General features: G+C 61.2%; 20 protein-coding genes. 14 read left to right on the top strand and 6 right to left on the bottom strand.

The genetic code is table 11. The features are described from left to right. Positions 1-78 precede the first annotated feature (78 nt). Genes rsmA through BLU71_RS19280 form a run of 4 tightly spaced genes read right to left on the bottom strand, consistent with a single transcriptional unit; the run spans position 79 to position 5978 of the window. Positions 79-897, bottom strand: coding sequence for a 16S rRNA (adenine(1518)-N(6)/adenine(1519)-N(6))-dimethyltransferase RsmA (gene rsmA / locus BLU71_RS19295; protein WP_083353694.1), 819 nt, complete (start codon positions 895-897; stop codon positions 79-81). Continuing rightward, on the bottom strand, positions 894-1883 hold the full coding sequence (gene pdxA / locus BLU71_RS19290) for a 4-hydroxythreonine-4-phosphate dehydrogenase PdxA (RefSeq protein WP_083353693.1): 990 nt from the start codon (positions 1881-1883) through the stop codon (positions 894-896). The genes rsmA and pdxA overlap by 4 nt, the downstream gene beginning before the upstream one ends. After that, a complete protein-coding gene (surA, locus tag BLU71_RS19285) occupies positions 1880-3202 on the bottom strand; it encodes a peptidylprolyl isomerase SurA (protein WP_173867360.1) in 1323 nt (440 codons plus the stop codon). Before surA ends, pdxA begins: the two co-directional genes overlap by 4 nt. Further along, positions 3177-5978 (bottom strand): LPS-assembly protein LptD, encoded by a 2802-nt coding sequence (locus tag BLU71_RS19280; RefSeq protein WP_042610121.1) that lies wholly within the window; start codon positions 5976-5978, stop codon positions 3177-3179. Before BLU71_RS19280 ends, surA begins: the two co-directional genes overlap by 26 nt. A 130-nt stretch (positions 5979-6108) precedes the next feature. On the opposite strand from BLU71_RS19280, the gene BLU71_RS19275 reads away from it, so the two are divergent. The 3 genes from BLU71_RS19275 to BLU71_RS19265 are packed head-to-tail and all read left to right on the top strand — an operon-like array spanning position 6109 to position 8565. Continuing rightward, positions 6109-7128 (top strand): aminoglycoside phosphotransferase family protein, encoded by a 1020-nt coding sequence (locus tag BLU71_RS19275; protein WP_065616558.1) that lies wholly within the window; start codon positions 6109-6111, stop codon positions 7126-7128. Then, positions 7125-7796 (top strand): N-acetylmuramate alpha-1-phosphate uridylyltransferase MurU, encoded by a 672-nt coding sequence (gene murU, locus BLU71_RS19270; protein WP_083353691.1) that lies wholly within the window; start codon positions 7125-7127, stop codon positions 7794-7796. Before BLU71_RS19275 ends, murU begins: the two co-directional genes overlap by 4 nt. A 1-nt stretch (position 7797) precedes the next feature. After that, positions 7798-8565 (top strand): TerB family tellurite resistance protein, encoded by a 768-nt coding sequence (locus BLU71_RS19265; protein ID WP_042610124.1) that lies wholly within the window; start codon positions 7798-7800, stop codon positions 8563-8565. A 96-nt stretch (positions 8566-8661) separates the two neighbouring features. On the opposite strand, the gene BLU71_RS19260 is transcribed toward BLU71_RS19265, so the two are convergent. Then, entirely contained in the window at positions 8662-9648 is a 987-nt protein-coding gene (locus BLU71_RS19260; protein WP_083353690.1) for an alpha/beta hydrolase family protein, read from the bottom strand. A gap of 73 nt (positions 9649-9721) precedes the next feature. Between BLU71_RS19260 and BLU71_RS19255 the strand changes: the two genes are divergently transcribed. The 10 genes from BLU71_RS19255 to trpE all read left to right on the top strand — a co-directional run bounded on the left by BLU71_RS19255 (position 9722) and on the right by trpE (position 22327). Beyond that, positions 9722-12118, top strand: a complete 2397-nt coding sequence (locus BLU71_RS19255; RefSeq protein WP_083353689.1) for a PAS domain-containing sensor histidine kinase — start codon at positions 9722-9724, stop codon at positions 12116-12118. A 115-nt stretch (positions 12119-12233) separates the two neighbouring features. Further along, the gene (locus tag BLU71_RS19250; RefSeq protein ID WP_003228820.1) at positions 12234-12863 is read left to right on the top strand and encodes a response regulator transcription factor; all 630 of its coding nucleotides are present in this window, start codon (positions 12234-12236) and stop codon (positions 12861-12863) included. A 335-nt stretch (positions 12864-13198) separates the two neighbouring features. After that, positions 13199-14323, top strand: coding sequence for an ABC transporter ATP-binding protein (locus tag BLU71_RS19245; RefSeq protein WP_083353688.1), 1125 nt, complete (start codon positions 13199-13201; stop codon positions 14321-14323). A 60-nt stretch (positions 14324-14383) separates the two neighbouring features. After that, positions 14384-15427, top strand: a complete 1044-nt coding sequence (locus BLU71_RS19240) for an ABC transporter substrate-binding protein (RefSeq protein ID WP_042610425.1) — start codon at positions 14384-14386, stop codon at positions 15425-15427. Between the two features lie 224 nt (positions 15428-15651). Continuing rightward, positions 15652-16899 (top strand): ABC transporter permease, encoded by a 1248-nt coding sequence (locus BLU71_RS19235; protein WP_039757732.1) that lies wholly within the window; start codon positions 15652-15654, stop codon positions 16897-16899. Between the two features lie 12 nt (positions 16900-16911). Further along, positions 16912-17736, top strand: coding sequence for an ABC transporter permease (locus BLU71_RS19230; RefSeq protein WP_042610426.1), 825 nt, complete (start codon positions 16912-16914; stop codon positions 17734-17736). 286 nt (positions 17737-18022) lie between these two features. Continuing rightward, positions 18023-19171, top strand: coding sequence for an iron-containing alcohol dehydrogenase (locus BLU71_RS19225; protein ID WP_083353687.1), 1149 nt, complete (start codon positions 18023-18025; stop codon positions 19169-19171). 114 nt (positions 19172-19285) lie between these two features. After that, positions 19286-19960, top strand: coding sequence for a ribulose-phosphate 3-epimerase (rpe, locus tag BLU71_RS19220; RefSeq protein WP_007918813.1), 675 nt, complete (start codon positions 19286-19288; stop codon positions 19958-19960). Then, a complete protein-coding gene (locus tag BLU71_RS19215) occupies positions 19957-20775 on the top strand; it encodes a phosphoglycolate phosphatase (RefSeq protein WP_041476686.1) in 819 nt (272 codons plus the stop codon). Before rpe ends, BLU71_RS19215 begins: the two co-directional genes overlap by 4 nt. 70 nt (positions 20776-20845) lie before the next feature. Beyond that, complete coding sequence (gene trpE / locus BLU71_RS19210; protein WP_083353686.1) at positions 20846-22327, top strand: anthranilate synthase component I; 1482 nt, start codon at positions 20846-20848, stop codon at positions 22325-22327. A 173-nt stretch (positions 22328-22500) separates the two neighbouring features. Here the strand turns inward: trpE and estP are convergent, their stop codons facing one another. Beyond that, the gene (estP, locus tag BLU71_RS19205) at positions 22501-24408 is read right to left on the bottom strand and encodes an esterase EstP (protein ID WP_083353685.1); all 1908 of its coding nucleotides are present in this window, start codon (positions 24406-24408) and stop codon (positions 22501-22503) included. Positions 24409-24815: 407 nt separating this feature from the next. On the opposite strand from estP, the gene BLU71_RS19200 reads away from it, so the two are divergent. Further along, entirely contained in the window at positions 24816-25409 is a 594-nt protein-coding gene (locus tag BLU71_RS19200) for an aminodeoxychorismate/anthranilate synthase component II (protein WP_042610431.1), read from the top strand. Positions 25410-25415 lie beyond the last annotated feature (6 nt).

Genomic DNA, 25415 nt, shown 5'->3' with positions numbered 1-25415 from the left:
AGCTGATGGGGAATCAGTCTAGGCAAGTATCGGGCAGTAAACCAGAGTGGAGTGCTGCCCGATAGCGTTCATCGCTGGTCAGTCGGCGGCGGGAGCTGCCGGTACCTGTATCGCGAGCTGGTCGGCCAGGCGCACGAATGCGGCCAGATCAAGTTGCTCGGGACGCAGGCTGCCATCGACGCCGGCGGCTTCGATTTCGGCGTTGCTGAGCAATTGCTTGAGGGTATTGCGCAGGGTTTTGCGGCGCTGATTGAACGCTTCGCGCACAACGCGCTCGAGCAACTTGTGATCCTTGGCCGGGTGTGGCAATACCGCGTGGGGCACCAGACGAACGATCGCCGAGTCGACTTTCGGCGGCGGATTGAACGCGCCCGGGCCGACGTTGAACAGATGTTCGACGCGGCAATGGTACTGAACCATGATCGACAGACGACCCCAGTCACCGCCACCCGGGCCTGCGGCCAGGCGCTCGACCACTTCTTTCTGCAACATGAAGTGCATGTCGCGGATGATGCCGGCGTTGTTCAGCAGGTGGAAAATCAGCGGCGTGGAGATGTTGTACGGCAGATTGCCGACCACCCGCAGGCTGTTCGGCGCGGCGTTCAGCGTATTGAAGTCGAATTTCAGCGCATCGCCCTGATGCAGGTTGAAATTGCTCAGGCCGGCAAACTGCTGGTTGAGGATCGGGATCAGATCCTTGTCCAGTTCCACCACGTCGAGTTGGGCGCCGGAGCCAAGCAAGCCTTGGGTCAGGGCACCTTGGCCCGGGCCGATTTCCAGCAGGCGGTCGTCAGCCTTGGCATGGATCGAGCGCAGGATGCGGTCGATAACGCCAGCATCGTGGAGAAAGTTCTGACCAAAGCGTTTGCGCGCCTTGTGTTGGTATTGCTCGTTCATAAACGGGTCTCGGCCATCTGGTAGGCGGTTTCCAGGGCCACTTGCAGGCTGCCGGTGTCGATCCTGCCGCTGCCGGCCAGGTCCAGGGCGGTGCCATGGTCGACCGAGGTGCGGATGATCGGCAGGCCCAGCGTCACGTTGACGGCAGCGCCGAAGCCTTTGTACTTGAGCACGGGCAAGCCCTGGTCGTGGTACATCGCCAGCACTGCATCGCAGTGCTCCAGATATTTGGGGGTAAACAGAGTGTCGGCAGGCAGCGGGCCACGAAGGTCCATGCCCTCGCTGCGCAGGCGCTCCAGGGTCGGTTCGATGATGTCGATTTCTTCATGGCCCAGGTGGCCGCCTTCACCGGCATGCGGATTGAGTCCGCAGACCAGAATGCGTGGCTGGGCAATGCCGAATTTGTCTCGCAGATCGGCGTGCAGGATTCGCGTGACGCGCTCCAGCCGCTCTGGGGTGATCGCATCGGCAATCTCGCGCAGGGGCAGGTGCGTGGTGACCAGCGCCACGCGCAAACCACGCGTCGCAAGCATCATGACCACTTGCGCGGTGTGCGTCAGGTCGGCAAGAAACTCGGTGTGTCCGGAGAAGGCGATGCCTGACTCGTTGATCACGCCTTTATGCACCGGCGCTGTGATCATCCCGGCGAAGTCGCCGTTCAGGCAGCCGTTGCCGGCGCGGGTCAGGGTTTCGAGGACGAACGCCGCGTTGGACTTGTCCAGTTGCCCGGCAACTACCGGTGCGCTGAGCGGCGTATCCCAGACATACAGGCCACCGGCGGGTGCCGGAACATCAGGCCACTGATCCGGGGTGACATCCAGCAGATTGACGACCAGCCCCAGTTGCGCGGCCCGCTCAAGGAGCAGGTCGCGGCTGGTGATGGCAATCAGGGGATGTGGCTGGGCTTGCGAGGCGAGCAGCAGGCACAGGTCGGGACCGATGCCGGCTGGTTCGCCGGGTGTCAGCGCGAAACGCTTGGGTTTCACTGCGCTGCCTGGTCTGCACCAGGGAGTTTGATCTCTACGTACGCTTCGTCACGGATCTGACGCAGCCAGGTTTGCAGCTCTTCGTCGTATTTGCGGTTACGCAGTACGGTCATGGCTTGCTGCTCACGGGCCTGCTCGGTGCTGTCGGTGGCGCGACGGCCAAGGACTTCCAGCACGTGCCAGCCGTATTGGGTCTGGAATGGCTTGGACAGCTGGCCTTGTGGAGTCGAGGCCATCACTTCGCGGAATTCCGGTACGAGTACGTTCGGGTCGATCCAGTTCAGGTCGCCGCCATTGAGCGCGGAACCCGGATCTTCCGAGTAGTTTTTTGCCAGCTCGGCAAAGTCTTCGCCGGCGCTGATGCGGTCATACAACGATTGCACCAGTGCCTTGGTCTTGGCCTCGTCGCGGATCGGGCTTGGCTTGACCAGGATGTGCCGCACATGCACTTCGTCGCGCATCTGCGCTTCGCCGCCACGCTTGCCCAGCAGCTTCAGAATGATGAAACCGCCCGGGGTGCGTGCAGGTTGGGTGATGTCGCCGACGGCCATGCTGCTCAGTTGACGATCGAACGGCGGTGGCAGTTGCGCGGCTTTACGCCAGCCCATGTCGCCGCCTTCCAGCGCGTTGTCGCTGCCCGACTTGGCCACGGCCATCTGACCGAAGTCAGCGCCTTGCTTGAGCTGCTGGTAAACCTCCATCGCCTGGCGCGCAGCGCTCTGAATGGCATCAGAGTTGGCGCTTTCCGGGGTCGGGATCAGGATGTTGGCCAGGTGCAGTTCTTCGGACAGCTGCATTTTGCCCAGGTCGGAGGCGAGGAAGTTCTTCACTTCCTGCTCCGAAACCTGAATGCGTTCTGCCACGCGTCGCTGACGCACACGGCTGATGATCATTTCGCGTTTGATCTGATCACGGGCGTCTTCATAGTTCAGGCCATCACGAGCCAGCGCAGCGCGGAACTGATCAACAGTCATGTTGTTGCGCTGGGCGATGGTGCCGACGGCCTGGTTGAGTTCTTCGTCAGTGATGCGGATACCGGAACGTTCGCCGATCTGCAATTGCAGGTTTTCGACGATCAGGCGCTCGAGCACTTGCTGATCGAGCACGCCCGGAGGCGGCAGGCCGCCCCCGCGCTTGGCGATGGTCTGCTGAACTTCGTGAACGCGCTGGTCCAGTTGGCTCTGCATGACCACGTCGTTGTCGACAATCGCTACCACTTTATCGATGGACTGCACGGCGGCGTTGGCCGCCGTACCCAGGAACAGCGCGCCCAGCAGCAGCGGGCGCAGACAATCAGAAAGCTTGGTCTTCACGTTCACGATAACCTTGAATGCCTTTGTCGAGGAAGCTCTCTACCTTGGCGCCAGTCAGGCCGCCGAGCCCCTTCAGAACAATTTGGAGGAAGACGCCATGGTCGCCTTTTTCGTTTTGCGGAGCTTCCTGGCTGAACTCGTCATAGGAAACCCAGTAACGATTGATCAGGCGCAGTTTCCAGCAGCAGTTGTCGTATTCGAAACCACCGAAGGCTTCCAGGGTGCGATTGCGGTTGTAGTCGTACTGCCAGCGGCTGATGGCGTTCCACTGTGGAACGATCGGCCAGATGACGGAGAAGTCATGCTGCTGGATCTTGTAGTAATCCTTCACGTAGCCAGGCTGCCCGGGAACGCCGTAGTCACCACCGCCCACCGACCACTGACCGGTGTTCTGGTCGTAACGAACCTGATCATTACGATAGCGATAGCCGGCATTGATGACCTTGTTCGGGTTGTCTGCTGGCTGGTAGTGGAACATCGCACTGCCGGAGCGCGGGCTGCGGCTGTCCGGGTCCCAGTTGTAGTCGGCTGTGGCGCGCCAGTCGCGGTTCCAGCGGTACTCGTATTCAAGCGCGTACGGCGAGACACTGGATTTGGAATCTTCACGGGTTTTCGCATCGATACCAGGCAACTGCACTTCGCGATTCTTGAAGTAATAAGCCTGGCCTACGCTGATGCGCTGACGCTCGAAACCATTGTCTTCGATCCAGCGGCTGGTTACGCCCAGCGACAGCTTGTTTTCGTCCCCGACACGGTCGGCGCCGGTAAAGCGGTTGTCACGGAACAGCGAGGAGTAGCTGAACGTCGTTTCGCTGGTATCGAACACCGGAATATCTTCCTGATCGACCTCAGGGACGTACAGGTAGAACAGGCGTGGTTCCAGAGTCTGGCGATAGTTCTTGCCGAAGTACGAAGTATTTCGGTCGAAGTAGAGGCCGCTATCAATGCTGGCGATCGGTACGCCACGATTCTGGTTGCTGTCGAACTTGCCGTAGAGCTTCTGGTTTGCTGGCGACAGCGCATCGATCTGCGCTTTACCGGTGTTGTCCAGATCAAGCTGATATTGGGTGTACTGATATTTCAGCGATGGCTTCAGGAAGCCATATGTCCAGCTCATCGGCAGGCTGACGCCCGGCTTCAGATTCAAGCGATCGCCATTGGCACGAGCCAGGCCGGTGATGTTGTTGTCCAGACGCGGCTCGGTGGTAATGCCGTCTTCCTGGACAAAGGTGCCGCTTCTCAGGTCGCGGTCGAAACGCACCAGCTCGGTCTGATAATCGAAATCGAGGCCTTCTGGATGATAGGGCAGTTGACCATTGAAGGTGATCTGCGGCAGACGTCCGTAAGGCGTAATGTTCGAAACGGTGGCCAACTGATACTTCTGAGCGTTCAACGTGGCGGTATAGGAATCACCACGGTAAGAAACCAGACCTTGTTGATTCACAAAGTCACTGCTCTTAACGCCAATCTGGTCGGTTTCCAGATCCTGGAAGTAGTAGGGGTCACTGATCTTGGTGTAATCGACCTGGGTCAGCACGCGGGAGTCGAGACCGCCCTTGTGCTGCCAGTTGTACATGTAGCGAGTCTCGTTGTAGTCGGACTGGCGTTTGCGATCGTCGTTCTCGTCGTTCAGGTACGAGGCCCCGAACTGACCTTCACTCGACTTGGTCAGGTAACGGAATTCGCCTTCCACCAGCATGCCGCGCTTGCTCATGTAGCGCGGGTACAACGTGGCGTCATAGTTCGGCGCCAGGTTGAAGTAGTAAGGCGTGACCAACATGAAGCCGGTGTCGCTGCCCGAACCGATGGTCGGCGGCAGGAAGCCTGACTGACGGCGGTCATCGATCGGGAAGTAGATGTACGGCGTGTACAGAATCGGAATGTCTTTGACGCGCAAGGTCACGTTGGTCGCGGTACCGAAACCGGTGGCCGGGTTCAGGGTGATGTTGTTGCCCTTGAGCTGCCACGCGTTGCTGTTCGGTTCGCACGTGGTGTACGTGCCGTCCTTCAAGCGGATGATCGCGTTCTCGGCACGCTTGGCGTACAGCGCGTTACCGCGGATGCGCGATTTGTGCATCACGTACTCGGCGTTGTCGACCTTGGCTTCACCGGTGTCGAGCTGCACATCGGCGTGGTCGCCGACGATCAGCGCACCGTTGTCGCGGATGCGTACGTTGCCGGCCAGTTCGCCACGGCTCTCGGCCTGATACAGGTTGGCCTCGTCGGCTTCGACCTGCATGCTGCCCTGACGCATGATCACGTCACCGGCGAGGCTGGCGACCTGGGTGTCCTGCTCGTAACGCGATGCTTTGGCACCGATGAAGGTCGGCGCATCACTTTTATTCGTCTTGTCATTCATGCCAGGACGAATCGGTTCGATATAGGAACCAGAGCAGTAAGGACCGGTCTCGGCCAATTGGGCGGCGGTGAGCTTCTCGCGCGGAACCCAGTCGAGGTGACTGTAGTCTTCGCTACGGGATTTCAGGCCGCGGCCCTTGGCTTCGGTGACCAGTGCGGTTTTCGCGCCAGTGTCGGCGTCGGAACCCTTGTCGGCCACAGGCTCGCCGGCGGCGCTGACGGCACTGCCGTCATGCACCGGACGCGGCGGCAATGCCGCGGCGGGCGACTTGGGCGCACAGTCCCAGCCACCCGTAGCCGAGACGGAGCAGTCATACTGCTCGGCGGCAACAACGAATTGACTGGCCAGAGGTTGCATAGCCAGCAGACTGCCGGTTACCAACAACGGAAATTTTTTACGAAACGCGGGGGATTTCAATGCCATCTTATTAGTCCGGGCTTCCTGCGTGCCATCTGCCCGCGGTGTGGGCCGCACGCCTCTCGATGGTCTGAAAAAGATGCTGGATAATAAAGCATGACCCGCTTGACGGCTAGCGCCGTCGGAGACCCTTGCAATGCCTGACCAAGATGTACGCTTGCAACACCTGAAAGTTTGGCTCGATGAGCAGTTGGCGAAGCTGTTTGCCGAGCAGGGCTGGGGCACCGTGCCCCCGGCCACGTTGACCGCGGCCAGCAGCGACGCGAGTTTCCGTCGTTACTTCCGTTGGGAGGGCGACGGTCGCAGCTTCGTCGTGATGGACGCGCCGCCACCGCAGGAAAACTGCAAACCGTTCGTGGATATCGCCTTTTTGCTGGCGAAATCCGGAATAAATGTGCCGAAAATTTATGCCGAAGACCTCGAGCGCGGTTTTCTTTTGCTCAATGACCTGGGCAACAAGACCTATCTTGACGTGATCGATGGCGAAAATGCCGACGCGTTATTCCACGATGCCCTGCAAGCGCTGTTGGCTTTTCAACAGTTGCCGATGGTCGCACCGTTGCCCGGTTACGACGTCGCCCTGTTGCGGCGTGAACTGGAGTTGTTCCCCGAGTGGTACGTCAAGCATGAGCTGGGCATCGAGTTCGATGCGGCGCAGCAGCAACAGTGGCAGCACATCAGCGAGCTGCTGATCGACAGCGCGCTGGCGCAGCCGAAAGTGCTGGTGCACCGCGACTACATGCCACGCAACCTGATGCTCAGCGAGCCCAACCCCGGCGTGCTGGATTTTCAGGATGCGGTATACGGCCCGGTGACTTACGACGTTACTTGCCTGTTCAAGGACGCGTTCCTCAGCTGGCCTGAAGAACGTGTACGCGGCTGGCTGAAGAGTTATTGGCAGCAGGCCTCGGCGCTGGATATTCCGGTGCAGACGGATTTCGAAGATTTCCTGCGCGCCAGCGACCTGATGGGCGTGCAGCGTCACCTGAAAGTCATCGGCATCTTCGCGCGGATCTGCCATCGCGACGGCAAGCCGCGTTATCTGGCCGACGTGCCGCGTTTCTTCTCTTATATAGAAGCAGTGATCGCCCGCCGTCCCGAACTGGCGGAGCTGCAAGCGCTGTTCAGCAGCTTGCATGCTGGAGCGACGGCATGAAGGCAATGATTCTGGCGGCGGGCAAAGGCGAACGCATGCGCCCCCTGACCCTGACCACGCCCAAACCGCTGGTGCGTGCCGGCGGTCTGCCGCTGATCGAGTATCACCTGCGCGCCCTCGCGGCCGCAGGCTTCAACGACATCGTCATCAACCACGCCTGGCTCGGTCAGCAGATCGAAGATCATCTGGGCGACGGGTCGCGTTTCGGCCTGAGTATTCAATACTCGCCGGAAGGTGAGCCGCTGGAAACCGGCGGCGGGATTTTCCGCGCGCTGCCGTTGCTCGGTGACGATGCGTTTCTGGTGGTCAACGGCGACATCTGGACCGATTACGACTTCAGCGTGCTGCACCAGCCGATCAATGGTTTGGCGCATCTGGTGCTGGCGGACAATCCGGCGCATCACCCGAAGGGCGATTTCACCCTGATCGACGGCAAAGTGCAGGACGGCGAGCCTGATGCACCTACTCTGACTTACAGCGGTATCGCCGTGCTTCATCCGCAGCTGTTCGACGGTTGCAGCGACGGTGCTTTCAAACTCGCGCCTTTGTTGCGCAAAGCCATGGCCGACGGCGAAGTCACGGGCGAGCGCCTGAAGGGCCATTGGGTGGATGTGGGTACCCATGAACGCTTGGCCGAAGCCGAAGCCCTGATAGAAGCGAGTCGCTGAGATGTTGTGGCCAGGGACTCTGATTGGAGCCGGAGTGGGGTACGCGATTGCCAGCATACCGGGGGCCATGCTTGGAGCGTTGTTGGGGCAGGCGCTGGATCGGCGCCTGCAGCTGCAGAGCTGGGGACACTTGCGGGAAAAGCTCGGCGGCCGGCCGATGCTGCGCAACGATGAGCTGCTGTTCGTCTTGCTCGGGCGTCTGGCCAAGAGCGACGGGCGCGTCACGGACGGGCATATCCAGCAGGCGCGCAATGAAATGCGCGCATTGGAGATGAGCGAGCCGGCGACACGGCGGGCCATTGCTGCGTTCAATCGTGGCAAGTCCGGCAGCGACAATCTGCGCGGTTATCTGCGCCGTCTGAGTTCGCAACCGCATGCGACCGAAGGTGTGTTGCGCGCCTGTTGGCGAATGGTCTGGGCCGATGGTCGCGCCGGTGTCAGCGAACGCGAGTTGCTGGCGCAGTGGGGCAAGTGGCTGGGCTGGACGTCGCAGCAGGTGCAAGCGCTGGCCAGCGATTACGAGCCGGGCAAGCGGCCGATTGTCAGTGCGGCGGTGAGTTATCAGGAGGCGATGAAGTTGCTTGGGGTGTCGGCGAGCAGCGAGCCGGCACAGATCAAGCGCGCTTACCGGCGATTGCTCAGTCGCCATCACCCGGACAAGATTGCCGGCAGCGGCGCGACGCCGGCCCAGGTGCGTGAGGCGACCGAGCGGACGCGGGAATTGCACAATGCCTATACGTTGATTCGGGAGCGGCGGGATTTTCGCTGACCCTTGAAGATCAGAAGATCGCAGCCTTCGGCAGCTCCTACCCTTGGAATGCATTTTCCTGTAGGCGCTGCCGAAGGCTGCGATCTTTTGCTTTTATCAGTCCGTATTTTGTGGATTCAACCAGCCCCGCACCCGTCGAACCAGCTGTTCCTGCTCAGCCTTTTTGTCCGGCAACACCTTCAACGCGACCTGGCTGAACGCCGAGGTCTTCAGGCGCTTGCTGGCCTGCATGCGCTCCAGCGCCGCGTTGCGATCGAGGGCTTTGTCCATATAGAAAATATCCGCCGTCGGCAGCTTCAGCGTCGGCGTCAGTTCGGCGAGTGGCGGCAGGGCTTTGGCCGGTGCTTGCGCGTCAACCATGACCAGTTTTTCCACCTGAGGCGTTTGTCGCTCGCTGAGAAAACGCGCCGCCCAGTAGGCACCGGTGCCGTGACCGAGCACGACAATGCTGCGCGCGCTCTGCTGTTCGGCGTAGGCGATCGCTGCGTCGATCCGTCCGAAGACGCGTTCGGCATCGGCCTTGGCTTGTTCTTCGCTGGTTTGCGCCACGACCTGTTCAGCAACTTCCGCTTCACCGCCAGCGGCTTGTTCGATCGGTTGCGCAGTGGTCGCGTCTTTGCTCGTGGTTTCCGGGGCTTTCGGCGCCGCGGCCGGTTCGATCACGCGTGGGGCGATGGCGTCGCCTTGCAGATCGGGCAGGGTGATGCTCAGGGTGCTCCAACCGGCGTCCGGCAATTTGCGCCGCAACGGGCCGACGGCCTGCGGCCAGTCAGCGGTTTCGCCAACACCGGGAACGATGATCACCGCACCTTTGGGCTCGGCGCTGTTGGCCGGTTTCCACAGGGCGAGGAAGGTGTCGCTGCCAGCCTGTAACTGTTGCTGCTCTTGCGCCGGCAGTTTACGTTGCAGTGCGGCCGCCTCTTCCTGACTACGCTCAAGCAGTGGCTGGCGCTCGGCCGGTTTTTCTTCGGCGGGCTTGTCCGTGGCGGGGGGCGCCGGGTCGGCGGCTTCGACGGAAAACGCACAGGGCAGGATCAGCGACAGGCACAATGCTGGCAGTGCCAGGCGGTAGACAGAGGGCATCGGTTATTCCAGGCCAGAAAGTATCCCGGCAGCCTAATGGGTTGGTCAGAATTTGTCAGTGTATGAGACTTCAATGAAGCGATTTTGCTGCCTGTGGGTTATCGGCTGTTTGTGGTTTCCCTTGATGGGCTGGGCGGCGCCTGCGCCATCGGCCCATGCCGCGCAACTGACGCCAGAGCAGCAGCAATGGCTGGCGCAGCACAATGAGTTGCGCGTCGGCCTGGTCCTGCAGGCGCCCTACGCGACTTATGATCGGCGCCTGCAGCGCCTGTCCGGGGCCAATGTCGAGTTGATGAAACTGCTCGCCAGAACCCTGGGCGTGGAACTGAGCTGGCGCAATTTCCAGGACCTCGGGCAGTTGGAAAGCGCGTTGCGCGAGGGTGAGATCGATATCGCCCCAGGTCTGAGTCAAACGCCGGGCGCGCTGCGCCTCTGGCAATTTTCCGACCCGTACATGCGCGTGCCGCAGCTGGTGGTCAGCGACCAGAAAAGCAGCGGCGCAGTCGATCTGGAAAAACTCGACAGCCAGACTCGCGTCGCCGTGCGCATGCCGAGCAGCACCGCCGATTATCTGCGCAGCAACTATCCGCACCTGAATCTGCAAGGCGTGCCGTTGGAGCGTCAGGCGTTGCAGTTGCTGTTGAGTCAGCAGGCCTCCTACGCAGTGGTTGATGAAGCACAGTTGGGACGCCTTTCGGTGGAGCCGGAGTTCGCCGAACTGGTGGTGGTCGGCGATATCGGCCTGCCGCAATTGCTGCGCGTGGCGTCACGGCGGGATTGGCCGGAACTGGCCGGCATCGTCCAGAGCGCCTTGCGTGCGATTCCGGCCAAGGATCTGGAACAACTGCACAATCAGTGGCTGCAACCGAAATACCCACGGCTGGCCGAATCGCCGGGGTTCTGGCAGAACCTCAGCCTGTTGTTTGCCGCGATGCTGTTCAGTTGCGTGGCGATCGTGGTCTGGCAGCGACGCCAACAGCACAGCCTCGAACAGCGCCTGCTCAGCGCCCGCGAGGACATCGCGTTGCGCGCAGCCAGTGAAGAAGCGCTGCGGCTGACGCAGTTTTCCATCGACCAAAGCACCGTTGGCATTCTGTGGGTCAATTGGGACAGCCATGTGCGCTACGCCAACCGCGCAGCGGAAAACATGCTCGGTTATCCCTCGGGCGGGCTGATCGAGCGGCCGCTGATCGACTTCGAGCCCGGCCTGCACATGGACCGCTGGCTCAATCTGTGGAAGCGTGCGCGGGCCAGTGAAGAAGGGCCGCTGAGCTTCGAAACCAGTTGCCTGCGTGCCGACGGCAGCGTGTTGCCGGCGGATGTGTCCCTGAGTTTTCTGCGCTTTCGTGACAGTGAATATCTGGTGGTCTACCTCACCGACGTCACCGATCGGCGCCGCGCACTGGCCGCTTTGCAGGAAAGTGAAGCGCGCCTGCAAGGCATCGCCGCCAACGTCCCGGGCCTGGTGTTTCGGCTGGAACGGGCGCCGGTCACCGGGCAGATCGACTTTGCCTACATCAGCGAGGGCAGCGAGACGCTGGTCGGCTACGCGCCGGCGGCCATTGCTCACCGCGACATGGGCCTGCGCAGTCTGGTGCATCCCGACGACAAGGCCAGTTATCACCGCACCCAGGATCAGGCGCTGGACACCGACAGCGACTGGTCGTGGCAGGGCCGCATCGTCACGCGCCAGGGCGAGCAGCGCTGGGCCGAGATCAAGGCGATCACCCGACAACTGGAGGACGGCGCCTACGTGTGGGACGGCATCGTCTGGGACATCAGCGAAAGCAAACGCATCGAGCTGGAACTGGCGGCTTCGCGCGAGCAGTTGCGTGAATTGTCGGCGCACCTGGAGAGCGTGCGCGAAGAAGAGAAGGCGCGCATCGCCCGCGAAGTTCATGATGAGCTGGGGCAGATGCTCACCGTGCTGAAACTGGAGACATCGATGTGCGAACTGGCCTACGCGCAACTCGATCCGGGTCTGAACGAACGGCTCAACAGCATGAAGCGCCTGATCGCACAACTATTTCAGCTGGTGCGCGATGTGGCGACGGCGTTGCGCCCGCCGATCCTCGATGCCGGGATTGCCTCGGCGATCGAGTGGCAGGCGCGGCGCTTCGAGGCGCGCACGCAGATTCCGTGTCTGGTGCAGGTGCCGGACAACCTGCCGGCGCTCAGCGATGCCAAAGCGGTGGGGCTGTTCCGGATTTTGCAGGAGGCGCTGACCAACGTGATGCGTCATGCTCAGGCGCACACGGTGGAATTGACGCTGGCGCTTGCGGGCGATGAATTGTGTCTGACCGTCAGCGATGATGGCGTGGGATTTGTCACCGCTGAAGATCGGCCGACGTCGTTTGGCCTGGTCGGCATGCGTGAGCGGGTGCTGATCATGGGCGGGCGGCTGGAGCTGGAGAGCGAGCCGGGGGAGGGCACCAGTCTTAAGGTGTGGGTGCCGGTGAGTGAGGTCTGAAGGTTTGTGTTGTGAGTGCTGACGCCTTCGCGAGCAGGCTCGCTCCCACCGGGGAGAATGCATTCCAAGGTGGGAGCGAGCCTGCTCGCGAAATATTTTGGCTGAGGAGAAGAACGTGATCCGTGTACTGGTAGCCGAAGACCACACCATCGTCCGCGAGGGCATCAAGCAATTGATCGGCCTGGCCAAGGATCTGCAAGTGGTGGGGGAGGCGAGCAATGGCGAGCAACTGCTGGAAACCCTGCGCAGCGTGCCGTGCGAAGTGGTGCTGCTGGACATCTCCATGCCCGGGGTCAATGGCCTGGAAGCGATCCCGCGCATCCGTGCGCTGAACAACCCGCCGGCGATTCTGGTGCTGTCGATGCACGACGAAGCGCAAATGGCTGCGCGCGCATTGAAGGTCGGCGCGGCCGGGTATGCGACCAAGGACAGCGATCCGGCGCTGCTGCTTACGGCGATCCGCAAGGTCGCGGCGGGTGGGCGCTACATTGACCCGGAACTGGCCGACCGCATGGTCTTCGAAGTCGGGCTGACCGACACGCGGCCGCTGCATTCGCTGTTGTCCGAACGCGAATTCTCGGTGTTCGAACGCCTGGCCCAGGGCGCCAACGTCAACGATATCGCCCAGCAACTGGCCCTGAGCAGCAAGACCATCAGCACCCACAAGGCGCGGCTGATGCAAAAGCTCAACATCACCTCGCTGGCGGAACTGGTGAAATACGCGATGGAACACAAACTCCTCTGACCCACCGCTATCAACTGTAGGAGTGAGCCTGCTCGCGATAGCGTCCTTCCTGAAAACAATTCAGTGACTGATGCACCGCTATCGCGAGCAGGCTCACTCCTACAATGGATCTGCGTGCAGGCATATCCATTAGCGACAGCCGCTTTTGCCCTTGCTTGCGGCTTGCAGCTCACCGCTCGCCACTGCTTTATCCATTAGCGCCATCCTTGTAGGGCAATCCCTACCCCGAACCTTCCATTGTGCTTAAGCGATTCTCTCCTGCGCCCCGATTTGCGTGGCTGGCGCCAGCCACTAGGCTTGATGAACAAGCAGTCATCAACAGCAAGGGTGTGGGTATGAGCCAGGTCTATACAAGCGCAGGGACCAGTGATGTGCTGGTCAGCTTTCGTGGTGTGCAGAAGAGCTACGACGGCGAGAACCTGATCGTCAAAGACCTCAATCTGGACATTCGCAAAGGCGAATTTCTCACCCTGCTCGGGCCGTCCGGTTCCGGCAAGACCACCAGCCTGATGATGCTCGCCGGTTTCGAAACACCGACCGCCGGGGAAATCCTCCTCGCCGGGCGTTCGATCAACAACGTACCGCCGCACAAGCGTGACATCGGCATGGTGTTCCAGAACTACGCGCTGTTCCCGCACATGACCGTCGCAGAGAACCTTGCGTTTCCGCTGACCGTGCGTGGCCTGAACAAAAGTGATGTCAGCGAGCGGGTAAAGAAAGTCCTCAGCATGGTTCAGCTCGATGCCTTCGCTTCGCGCTATCCGGCGCAGTTGTCTGGTGGTCAGCAGCAGCGCGTGGCATTGGCCCGCGCCTTGGTGTTCGAACCGCAACTGGTGCTGATGGACGAACCCCTCGGCGCCCTCGACAAGCAATTGCGTGAACACATGCAGATGGAGATCAAGCACCTGCACCAGCGCCTCGGCGTGACCGTGGTCTACGTGACCCACGATCAGGGTGAAGCGCTGACCATGTCCGACCGTGTTGCCGTGTTCCATCAAGGCGAGATCCAGCAGATCGCGCCGCCACGCACGCTGTATGAAGAGCCGAAGAACACTTTCGTCGCCAACTTCATCGGCGAGAACAACCGCCTCAACGGCCGCCTGCTCAGCCAGAGCGGCGAGCGTTGTGTGGTCGAGTTGGGCCGTGGCGAAAAGGTCGAGGCGCTGGCAGTCAACGTCGGCCAGACCGGCGAGCCGGTGACCCTGTCGATCCGTCCGGAACGCGTCAGCCTCAATGGTTCGAGCGATCAATGTGTCAACCGCTTCTCAGGGAGGGTGGCGGAATTCATCTATCTGGGCGACCACGTTCGGGTGCGCCTGGAAGTCTGCGGCAAGAGCGACTTCTTCGTGAAACAGCCGATTGCCGAGCTCGATCCTGCGCTCAGCGTCGGTGACGTGGTACCGCTTGGCTGGCAGGTCGAGCACGTACGCGCGCTCGATCCGCTTTCAGAAGCGCATTAAGAGGCGCACCAAGCGCCCCGGCAATACCAACACCAACCCTGCACGTGGAGAGAACAATAAATGTTGAGATCCCTGAAGTTCACCGCCCTGACTCTGGGCCTGATGGGTGCGACCGGCGCGATGGCTGCCGGCCCGGACTTGACCGTGGTGTCGTTTGGCGGGGCGAACAAGGCGGCGCAAGTCAAAGCCTTCTATGCACCGTGGGAAGCGGCGGGCAACGGCAAGATCGTTGCCGGCGAATACAACGGCGAAATGGCCAAGGTCAAAGCCATGGTCGACACCAAGAGCGTGTCCTGGGACCTGGTCGAAGTTGAATCGCCAGAGCTGTCCCGTGGTTGCGACGAAGACATGTTCGAGCAACTCGACCCGGCGCTGTTCGGCAAGAGCGAAGACTACGTCAAAGGCGCGATTCAGCCTTGCGGCGTGGGCTTCTTCGTTTGGTCGACGGTATTGGCTTACAACGCTGACAAGCTGAAAACTGCACCGACCAGTTGGGCGGATTTCTGGGACACCAAGAAATTCCCCGGCAAGCGTGGCCTGCGCAAAGGCGCCAAGTACACCCTCGAATTTGCGCTGATGGCCGATGGTGTGGCGCCGAAAGACGTCTACAAAGAGCTGGCGAGCAAGGGCGGACAGGATCGCGCCTTCAAGAAACTCGATGAGCTCAAGCCAAGCATTCAGTGGTGGGAAGCCGGCGCACAGCCGCCGCAGTACCTCGCTTCCGGTGACGTGGTGATGAGCTCGGCCTACAACGGTCGCATCGCGGCGGTGCAGAAAGAATCCAATCTGAAAGTGGTATGGAACGGCGGCATCTACGACTTCGATGCCTGGGCCATTCCGAAAGGTCTGGACGCCAAGCGCGCGGAAGCGGCGAAGAAATTCATCGCTTTCTCGGTACAGCCGCAGCAGCAGAAGACCTACTCGGAAAACATCGCCTACGGCCCGGCCAACACCCAGGCCGTGCCGCTGCTGGCCAAGGATGTCCTGAAAGACATGCCGACCACCCCGGAAAACATCGCCAACCAGGTGCAGATCGACGTCAGCTTCTGGGCTGACAACGGCGAACAACTGGAACAGCGCTTCAATTCCTGGGCGGCAAAATAACCCAGCTCAAAACTGGATGAGAACTCCTGTGGCGAGGGAGCTTGCTCCCGCTTGAGTGCCCAGCACTCACAAAATTGGCAGTGCCAACCCGATTTTGGGGCCGCTTCGCAGCCCAGCGCGAGCAAGCTCGCTCGCCACAGGGGCCGCCATCCTCAGCGTGGTGGTTCAACACAACAGCGGCGGTTCGCCACCTCTGTAACGATCAAAGATTTGCGGAGTACGTCATGGCCATCGCCGTTCCCCTGAACGAGGGCGCCAGCCCCACCTTGAAGCAGAAGCTCAAGCGCGCCGAGCGGGTCAACCGCTGGAAGGCCCAGGCGCTGATTGCGCCGCTGGTGCTGTTTCTGCTGCTGGTGTTTCTGGTGCCGATCGTGGCGCTGCTCTATAAAAGCGTCGGCAACCCGGAAGTGGTTGGCGGCATGCCGCGCACGGTCACCGCCATCGCCAGTTGGGACGGTCGTGGCCTGCCTGCCGAGCCGGTGTACAAGGCGGCCAGCGAAGACCTCGCCGAAGCCCGCAAAAACCAGACGCTGGGCGATCTGTCCAAGCGCTTGAACATGGAGTTGGCCGGCTATCGCAGCCTGCTGACCAAAACCGCCCGGGCGCTGCCGTTCGCCAGCGAACCGGCCTCCTATAAAGAAGCCCTGGAAGCACTCGACGAGCGTTGGGGCGACCCGGCCTACTGGCAAGCGGTGAAACGCAACACCAGTAGCATCACTCCGTATTACCTGCTGGCGGCAGTCGATCACCGCATCGACGACCTGGGCGAACTGGCCCCGGCCACCCCGGATCAGGCGATCTACCTCGACATCTTCGCCCGTACCTTCTGGATGGGCCTGGTCATCACCGTGATCTGCCTGTTGCTCGCCTATCCACTGGCCTACCTGCTGGCGAACCTGCCTTCGCGGCAGAGCAACCTGTTGATGATTCTGGTGCTGCTGCCGTTCTGGACCTCGATTCTGGTGCGGGTCGCGGCTTGGATCGTGCTGCTGCAATCCGGCGGCCTGATCAACAGCGCGCTGCTGGCCATGGGCATCATCGATAAACCGCTGGAACTGGTGTTCAACCGCACCGGCGTGTACATCTCGATGGTGCACATCCTGCTGCCGTTCATGATTCTGCCGATCTACAGCGTGATGAAAGGCATCTCGCCAACCTACATGCGCGCGGCGATTTCTCTCGGCTGTCATCCGTTCGCCAGTTTCTGGCGCGTGTACTTCCCGCAGACCTACGCCGGTGTCGGCGCCGGCTGCCTGTTGGTGTTCATCCTCGCCATCGGCTACTACATCACGCCGGCGCTGCTCGGCAGCCCGAACGACCAAATGGTCAGCTACTTCGTCGCGTTTTACACCAACACCAGCATCAACTGGGGCATGGCCACCGCGCTCGGCGGTCTGCTGTTGCTGGCGACCGTGGTGCTTTATCTGATCTACAGCTGGCTGGTCGGCGCCAGTCGCCTGCGCCTGAGCTAAGGGGAATTTGCGATGCTGAGTCCTTACATGTCGCCCATCGAACGGGTGTGGTTCTACAGCCTGCGGATCCTCTGCGGCCTGATCCTGCTGTTCCTGATCCTGCCGGTGCTGGTGATCGTGCCGCTGTCGTTCAACTCGGGAAGTTTCCTGGTCTATCCGCTGCAGGGCTTCTCGCTGCAGTGGTACCACGACTTCTTTGCTTCGGCGGAATGGATGCGTGCGCTGAAGAACAGCATCATCGTCGCCCCGGCCGCGACCGTGCTGGCGATGATCTTCGGCACCCTGGCGGCGATCGGCCTGACCCGGGGCGACTTCCCCGGCAAATCGCTGGTGATGGCGCTGGTGATTTCGCCGATGGTGGTGCCGGTGGTGATCATCGGTGTGGCGAGCTATCTGTTCTTCGCGCCGCTGGGGCTGGGCAACAGCTTCTTTTCGCTAATCGTCGTGCACGCGGTATTGGGGGTGCCGTTTGTGATCATCACCGTGTCGGCGACGTTGCAGGGCTTCAATCACAATCTGGTGCGCGCGGCGGCCAGCCTGGGGGCGTCGCCGCTCACCGCGTTCCGCCGTGTGACCTTGCCGCTGATTGCGCCCGGGGTGATTTCCGGGGCGCTGTTTGCCTTTGCGACGTCGTTTGACGAGGTGGTGGTGACGCTGTTTCTCGCAGGGCCTGAGCAGGCGACGTTGCCACGGCAGATGTTCAGCGGGATTCGCGAGAACCTCAGCCCGACGATTGCGGCGGCGGCGACGTTGCTGATTGCGTTCTCCGTCATCCTGCTGCTGACCCTGGAATGGTTGCGCGGCCGCAGCGAAAAACTGCGCACCGCTCAGATCTAAAATCAAGATCAAAAGCTTACCCCCTCACCCCAGCCCTCTCCCCCAAGGGGGCGAGGGGGAAGGGAGCAGATCTTCGTGGCTTTCGCGGCCGGAGTTCGACTCGGTAATTCAGGTCGATGTACTTCGAGAGTACAACTCGGTCAGTCCCCTCTCCCTCCGGGAGAGGGTTAGGGTGAGGGGCTCTTGATCTTTTACCGGTCAACCATTCACCACCTGAATAGCAGACAACCCCAAATCCCCAGCTAATCTTGTGCCCAGCTCCCACATCTATAAGAGGCTGCGCACCATGAGTCTGTCCCAGTTCAAAATCGCTCACAAACTGATCACCGGCGCCGCAGCCATCGAGCAACTGGCGGCGGAGCTCACGCGCCTCGATGTCGACAACCCACTGATCGTCACTGACGCGGCGCTGGTCAAATCCGGCACCGTCGAGCTGGCGCTGGTGCAACTCGGCGGGCGCGACTACGAGATTTTCGACCGGGTGCTGCCCGACCCGGAAATCGCCATCGTCGAAGACTGCATGCGCGCCTACCGTGAGGGCGGGCATGACGGTTTGATCGGCCTCGGCGGTGGCAGCGCCATCGACATCGCCAAGAGCGTCGCCGCCTACGCCGGTTATCACGGCGCGCTGGAAGACTTGTTCGGCGTGGATCAGGTGCCGCGCAAGGGCCCGCCGCTGATCGCCATCCCGACTACCGCCGGCACCGGTTCCGAAGTCACCAACGTGGCGATCCTCTCCGACAAGGTCGCGCAGTTGAAGAAAGGCATCGTCAGCGACTATCTGTTGCCGGACGTGGCGCTGGTCAGTCCGCAAATGACCCTGACCTGTCCGCGCAGTGTCACCGCCGCCAGTGGCGTCGATGCACTGGTGCATGCCATCGAGTCGTATCTGTCGGTGAATGCCTCGCCGATCACTGACTCCCTCGCCATTGGCGCGATCAAACTGATCGCCGGCGCCTTGCCCAAGGCCTACGCCAATGGCGCCAACCTGCAAGCGCGCGAAGATATGGCCACCGCCAGCCTGATGGCCGGCATGGCATTCGGCAATGCCGGAGTCGGCGCGGTGCATGCGCTGGCGTATCCGCTGGGCGGGCGTTTCAATATTGCCCACGGCGTCAGCAACGCCTTGTTGCTGCCCTATGTGATGACCTGGAACAAAATGGCCTGTGTCGAACGCATGCAGGATATTGCCGAAGCCATGGGTGTGAAGACCGCTCATCTGAGTGCCAGCGAAGCAGCGGACAAAGCCGTGCAGGCCATGAGCGATTTGTGCGCGGCGGTGGAAATTCCAGCCGGGTTGCGCAGTTTCGGCGTGCCGGAAGAAGCGATCCCGGCCATGGCCGTAGAGGCCGCCGGCATTGAGCGACTGATGCGCAACAACCCGCGCCAACTCAGCGCCGGCGACATCGAGAAGATCTATCGCGCGGCCTACTGAGTTACGGTCGCTTGGGGCTCATGGCACAACCCAATCATCGCGGTCCCGGTGCGCACGTGGAAACTTGAGGTATACAATGCGCGCCATCGTGATTTAGCTCAGCACAGGTGCGTCATGCAGCCCTTCGTAATTGCTCCGTCGATCCTCTCCGCCGACTTCGCCCGCCTCGGCGAGGAAGTGGACAACGTTCTCGCCGCCGGCGCCGACTTCGTCCATTTCGACGTCATGGACAACCACTACGTGCCGAACCTGACGATCGGCCCGATGGTTTGCGCAGCACTGCGCAAGTACGGCGTCACCGCGCCGATCGACGCGCACCTGATGGTCAGCCCGGTGGACCGCATCGTTGGCGACTTCATCGAAGCCGGCGCGACCTACATCACCTTCCACCCGGAAGCCACGCTGCACGTTGATCGCTCGTTGCAACTGATCCGTGAAGGCGGTTGCAAATCCGGCCTGGTGTTCAACCCGGCGACCCCGCTTGACGTGCTCAAGTACGTGATCGACAAGGTCGACATGGTCCTGCTGATGAGCGTCAACCCGGGCTTCGGCGGGCAGAAGTTCATTCCCGGCACCCTCGACAAACTGCGCGAAGCTCGGGCGATCATCGACGCTTCGGGGCGCGATATCCGTCTGGAGATCGACGGCGGCGTCAACGTCAACAACATCCGCGAAATCGCCGCCGCCGGCGCTGACACCTTTGTCGCCGGCTCGGCCATTTTCAATGCGCCCAACTATCAGGAAGTCATCGACAAGATGCGTTCCGAACTGGCACTGGCGCGCCCATGAGCGGTTTTGAGCAGCTGTTCCCGGGGCAATTGCCAAGGTTGGTGATGTTCGATCTGGATGGCACACTGATCGATTCGGTTCCCGACCTGGCAGCGGCGGTGGACACCATGCTGCTCTCCCTCGGCCGTCCGCCGGCGGGTATCGAGGCGGTACGCGAATGGGTCGGCAACGGCGCGCCGGTGCTGGTGCGTCGGGCCTTGGCGGGTGGCATCGATCATTCGGCGGTGGATGACGCCGAAGCCGAGCGCGCATTGGAAATTTTCATGGAGGCGTACGGCGCCAGCCATGAGCTGACCGTGGTCTATCCCGGTGTGCGCGACACGCTCAAGTGGCTGCACAAGCAAGGCGTGGCCATGGCGTTGATCACCAACAAGCCCGAGCGGTTCGTCGCGCCGCTGCTCGATCAGATGAAGATCGGCCGCTACTTCAAGTGGATCATCGGTGGCGATACCCTGCCGCAGAAGAAGCCTGACCCGGCGGCGCTGTTTTTCGTGATGAAAATGGCCAACATTCCGGCCTCGCAATCGTTGTTCGTCGGCGACTCGCGCAGCGATGTGCAGGCGGCGAAAGCGGCTGGGGTCAAGTGCGTGGCGCTGAGCTACGGATACAACCATGGCCGGCCGATTGCCGAGGAATCCCCGGCTCTGGTGATCGACGATTTGCGCAAGCTAATTCCCGGTTGCCTGGATCTGGCCGGTGGGATAACGTTGCCCGACGCTGTTCAACCCCCTTCTGGAAACGCCATCGTGGTGGTCACCCGCAAACTCTGGATGAAAGTCATCAAGGCCCTGGCCCGCTGGCGTTGGCGCGCCTGACTGATTCTGGCCGGCCCTGCCGGCGCGTTTGCCTGACTGACTGATTGCACCTCACACCACGAGGCACCTTATGATTCGCGAAGAATTCCTGCGTCTGGCCGCTGACGGCTATAACCGCATCCCGCTGGCCTGCGAAACCCTGGCCGACTTCGACACGCCGCTGTCGATCTACCTGAAACTGGCTGACCAGCCCAACTCCTACCTGCTCGAATCGGTGCAGGGCGGCGAGAAGTGGGGCCGTTACTCGATCATCGGTCTGCCGTGCCGCACCGTGCTGCGGGTGCACGACCATCACGTCAGCATCACTGTTGATGGCGTCGAGACTGAAAGCCACGATGTTGAAGATCCGCTGGCCTTCGTCGAAGCCTTCAAGGCGCGCTACAACGTGCCGACCATCGCCGGTCTGCCGCGTTTCAACGGTGGCCTGGTCGGTTACTTCGGTTACGACTGCGTGCGCTATGTCGAGAAGCGTCTGGGCAAGTGTCCGAACCCGGATCCGTTGGGCGTGCCGGACATTCTGCTGATGGTGTCCGACGCCGTCGTGGTGTTCGACAACCTGGCCGGCAAGATGCACGCGATTGTCCTTGCCGACCCTGCCCAGGCCGATGCCTTCGAGCAAGGCCAGGCGCGTTTGCAGGAGTTGCTCGAGCAACTTCGTCAGCCGATCACCCCGCGTCGTGGCTTGGATTTCAGCAAACAGCAATCGGCCGATCCGGTGTTCCGTTCGAGCTTCACTCAGGACGATTACGAAAAAGCCGTCGACACCATCAAGGAATACATCCTTGCCGGCGACTGCATGCAGGTCGTGCCGTCGCAGCGTATGTCGATCGACTTCAAGGCTGCGCCGATCGATCTGTACCGCGCCCTGCGGTGCTTCAACCCGACGCCGTATATGTACTTCTTCAACTTCGGCGATTTCCATGTCGTCGGCAGTTCGCCGGAAGTGCTGGTGCGCGTTGAAGACAACCTGATCACCGTGCGCCCGATTGCCGGCACGCGTCCACGCGGTGCGACTGAAGAAGCCGATGTGGCGCTGGAGCAGGATCTGCTCTCGGATGACAAGGAGATCGCCGAGCACTTGATGCTGATCGATCTGGGCCGCAACGATACCGGGCGCGTCTCGGAAATCGGTTCGGTGAAGCTCACCGAGAAAATGGTCATCGAGCGTTATTCCAACGTCATGCACATCGTCTCCAACGTCACCGGCCAGTTGAAGTCGGGCCTGACGGCCATGGACGCACTGCGGGCGATTCTGCCGGCGGGGACTTTGTCCGGCGCGCCGAAAATTCGCGCGATGGAAATCATCGACGAACTCGAGCCGGTCAAGCGTGGGGTATATGGCGGCGCGGTCGGTTACTTTGCCTGGAACGGCAACATGGACACCGCCATTGCCATTCGTACCGCTGTGATCAAGAACGGCGAGCTGCATGTGCAGGCCGGTGGCGGCATCGTCGCCGACTCGGTGCCGGCGCTGGAGTGGGAAGAAACCCTGAACAAACGCCGCGCGATGTTCCGCGCCGTGGCTTTGGCCGAGCAGACCCCGGAAATTTGAGCCAACACCAAACCCTTGTAGGAGTGAGCCTGCTCGCGATAGCGGTGTGTCAGACAGCAAATTTGTTGAATGTTGATTCGCTATCGCGAGCAGGCTCACTCCTACATCTGATCTGTGTACGGCAATAAAAAAGCGGCGCCAGTCAGGGCGCCGCTTTTTTTTGCATCCATCACTCAGAAATCCAGCACAACCCCGACATTCAATCCCTGCTGTTTGAAGTCATCGTCCTTGCGCAACGTATACCCCCCACGCAGCGCCAGGTCCGCCGTCAGCTTGTGACTGACGCCAAGGCTCAAGCGGTTCAGATGGCTCGCCGGTGTATAGCCTTCAAGGGTGAAGTCATTGGCCGGCAGGGTATTGAGGGCGATGTTGACCTTCTGCACGTCATCTTCGTATTCACGCTCATGCGCGTATTCGCCGTACACCTGCGTTTGCGCGGTGAAGTTGTACTTGCCCTGAATGCCCAGGCCCAGACGTTTCGAATCGCGGCTCTGGTCATCGAAGGTCAACGCCGTGGCGCGATTGCTCTTTTCCGAGTAACCGTCGACATCGACACTGGCGTAATCGGCGCTGACAAATGGCGACAGGTGCCATTGGCTGCCGGGTTGGGCAATGTCATAACCGAGGCGCGTGCTGAACGCCCACAGGCTGCCGTCGGTATCGCCTTTCTCCGCACCCTCGCTGGCGCCGAGGTCGAACTTGCGCTTGAGATTGTCGTAGTCGAGTTTGCCGCCGGTCAGCGCGGCGTCGGCCCACCAGCGATTCTGCTGGAACTGGGCGAACGCGGTGGCCATGTAGCTGTTGAGTTTGTAGTCGGAGTCGTTGTGGCCGGCCTCGAGATTCTGCCGGTACAAACCGGCCGCCACGCCCACGCGCCAGGCTTCGTTCAGGCGATAGCTGCCGCCGACGTTGAGGTTGTAACCGCTGCCATCGGCACTGGCGCCGCTGCTCTGGCTGTCGACATCCAGATGCTGTCCGCCCGCCGAGACGATAGCGCGCCATTGGCCGACCGCTTGCCAGTTTTCCCAATCCGCCTGCCATTGGTTACGCAATTCATCCTGATGCGCACGCACAGTGCCGTGGGCCATTTCCGGCAACAGGCTCAGTTCCCACGGCGCTGCCAGTAGAGAGTAGGCGTAATCGGCGATGAGTTTCTGCCCGGATTCGGTCGGGTGCACGCCATCGTTGTAGATCAGCTTGGTCGGATCCGGCGTAGCACTGTTGATCCCGTAGCGGGGGTTTTCCGGGCAGCCACTGCCACTGAAGCAGGTCGCGGTGAGGTTCTGGTCAGTGGCCAGACCGAAGCGCCCCGGGTCGGCGAAGACTTCCGAGAGCAGCACCGGAATGTTCAGCGGAATGACTTCGGCGTTGATGCCTTGCAGGCGCGTCACCAACTGGCTGTTGAACTGGTTGGCGAGGGTGCTGCTGAACGCTTGCAGCGGCGTGCCGTTGATGGCAGGTGTCAGGCCCACGTCGGGGAGCAGCCAGACCATCACGTATTTGGCGCCGGCGGTCTGCAGAGTCTGCACGCTGTCGGCCAGCCGATCGGCAGCGGCGTTGGCTTGGGGCAGGCTGAGAATGCGGCCCTGGAGGAAGTCGTTGCCGCCACCGGAAATGTAATACAGCGCATTCGGGTCGGCGCGAAAACCGTTCGACGGCAGGTAACCGGCGCGGGTGCGTTCGCCGGTGGCCGATTGGGTGGTGATCGAGTCGAGAATCTGGTCAGTGCGATAGCCGCCGACCGCCCAGTTGTTGCCGTCGGGCTGGCCGTTTGCCGCGCGCACCGCGGAGCTGGACGAGGCAGTCTGGTCGGCGGAAAAGCCCAGGCGACCGCCAAGCAACTGTGTGGAATTCAATGAATAAACTTCGCCGCTGCCATCCCGATATACCGGCCCGGTGCGGTTGGTGTAGCGCTCGGTGGAGCCCGCCGGGCCGCCCGTGTCGGCGAAGGTGCCGGCGTCGTTGAGGCTGTCGCCGAATACGATGAAGCTCGAATAAGGGTTGGGTGCTGCATTGGCCTGGGCGCAGGCCAGTGCGAGCAAGCAGCCGGCCAGCGGTACAAACAACGTTTGTCTGATCATGAGCAAGTCCGTTTATTTATTGTTGTAGGTGAACGAAACGACAGTACCAAAAACGTTCGGCGTTTTGCCATCGGTCGCGAATCCTTCTGCCGTTTCATAACCCGCAGGCCCCGCCATATTGCACGCTCCGCCCAGCTAAGTTACTGTGCCGGAACGTATGAACGAGACCTTCCCCGTGTTGATCACCAGCAAACTTCTGGATCAAGTCATCAAGGCACACGCCCGCTGGCGTTGGCGCGCCTGAATCTTCTCTGCCGGCCCCGCCGGATCTGTATCGCTTTGCCTTCCTTGTCTGTTTGAAATGCCGCTGTGCTGGCGCCCTGTGCGCGTCCGACATCGCGCAGCGCCCTGCGGGCAAGTCATCTGAAGGCTGTCATCAAGTCAGAATTCAAGAGGTTCGAAACGCCATGTTGCTGATGATCGACAACTACGACTCCTTTACCTACAACGTTGTGCAATACCTCGGCGAGCTGGGTGCCGAGGTCAAAGTGGTGCGCAACGACGAACTGACCATCGCCGAAATCGAAGCGCTGAATCCCGAGCGCATCGTGGTTTCCCCCGGGCCGTGCACGCCCACCGAGGCGGGCGTTTCCATTGACGCGATCAAGCACTTCGCCGGCAAACTGCCGATCCTCGGCGTGTGCCTCGGCCACCAGTCCATCGGCCAGGCCTTCGGCGGTGATGTGGTGCGTGCCCGCCAGGTCATGCACGGTAAGACTAGCCCGGTATTCCACGAGGACAAGGGCGTGTTTGCCGGCCTCAATCATCCGCTCACCGTTACCCGCTATCACTCGCTGATCGTCAAGCACGAGAGCCTGCCCGATTGCCTGGAACTGACCGCGTGGACCCAACACGACGACGGCTCGGTCGACGAAATCATGGGCCTGCGTCACAAGACCCTGAACATCGAGGGCGTACAGTTCCACCCCGAGTCGATCCTCACCGAGCAGGGTCATGAACTGTTTGCCAATTTCCTCAAACAAACCGGCGGCACGCGCTAAGGACTT

The organism is Pseudomonas moraviensis, from assembly GCF_900105805.1.
Classification (GTDB): domain Bacteria; phylum Pseudomonadota; class Gammaproteobacteria; order Pseudomonadales; family Pseudomonadaceae; genus Aquipseudomonas; species Aquipseudomonas moraviensis_A.
The sequence above is the reverse complement of the archived record's forward strand: the minus strand, read 5'-3'. Positions and strand labels throughout refer to the sequence as shown.

What these genes read in the sequence shown, in the direction of transcription:
- rpe (WP_007918813.1), top strand. Translation starts at nt 19,286, where the DNA reads ATGCAGCCCTTCGTAATTGCTCCGTCGATCCTCTCCGCCGACTTCGCC.
- estP (WP_083353685.1), bottom strand. Translation starts at nt 24,408, where the DNA reads ATGATCAGACAAACGTTGTTTGTACCGCTGGCCGGCTGCTTGCTCGCA.
- BLU71_RS19235 (WP_039757732.1), top strand. Translation starts at nt 15,652, where the DNA reads ATGGCCATCGCCGTTCCCCTGAACGAGGGCGCCAGCCCCACCTTGAAG.
- rsmA (WP_083353694.1), bottom strand. Translation starts at nt 897, where the DNA reads ATGAACGAGCAATACCAACACAAGGCGCGCAAACGCTTTGGTCAGAAC.
- BLU71_RS19260 (WP_083353690.1), bottom strand. Translation starts at nt 9,648, where the DNA reads ATGCCCTCTGTCTACCGCCTGGCACTGCCAGCATTGTGCCTGTCGCTG.
- BLU71_RS19200 (WP_042610431.1), top strand. Translation starts at nt 24,816, where the DNA reads ATGTTGCTGATGATCGACAACTACGACTCCTTTACCTACAACGTTGTG.
- murU (WP_083353691.1), top strand. Translation starts at nt 7,125, where the DNA reads ATGAAGGCAATGATTCTGGCGGCGGGCAAAGGCGAACGCATGCGCCCC.
- BLU71_RS19215 (WP_041476686.1), top strand. Translation starts at nt 19,957, where the DNA reads ATGAGCGGTTTTGAGCAGCTGTTCCCGGGGCAATTGCCAAGGTTGGTG.
- trpE (WP_083353686.1), top strand. Translation starts at nt 20,846, where the DNA reads ATGATTCGCGAAGAATTCCTGCGTCTGGCCGCTGACGGCTATAACCGC.
- BLU71_RS19245 (WP_083353688.1), top strand. Translation starts at nt 13,199, where the DNA reads ATGAGCCAGGTCTATACAAGCGCAGGGACCAGTGATGTGCTGGTCAGC.
- BLU71_RS19255 (WP_083353689.1), top strand. Translation starts at nt 9,722, where the DNA reads ATGAAGCGATTTTGCTGCCTGTGGGTTATCGGCTGTTTGTGGTTTCCC.
- BLU71_RS19280 (WP_042610121.1), bottom strand. Translation starts at nt 5,978, where the DNA reads ATGGCATTGAAATCCCCCGCGTTTCGTAAAAAATTTCCGTTGTTGGTA.
- BLU71_RS19230 (WP_042610426.1), top strand. Translation starts at nt 16,912, where the DNA reads ATGCTGAGTCCTTACATGTCGCCCATCGAACGGGTGTGGTTCTACAGC.
- BLU71_RS19265 (WP_042610124.1), top strand. Translation starts at nt 7,798, where the DNA reads ATGTTGTGGCCAGGGACTCTGATTGGAGCCGGAGTGGGGTACGCGATT.
- BLU71_RS19275 (WP_065616558.1), top strand. Translation starts at nt 6,109, where the DNA reads ATGCCTGACCAAGATGTACGCTTGCAACACCTGAAAGTTTGGCTCGAT.
- BLU71_RS19240 (WP_042610425.1), top strand. Translation starts at nt 14,384, where the DNA reads ATGTTGAGATCCCTGAAGTTCACCGCCCTGACTCTGGGCCTGATGGGT.
- BLU71_RS19225 (WP_083353687.1), top strand. Translation starts at nt 18,023, where the DNA reads ATGAGTCTGTCCCAGTTCAAAATCGCTCACAAACTGATCACCGGCGCC.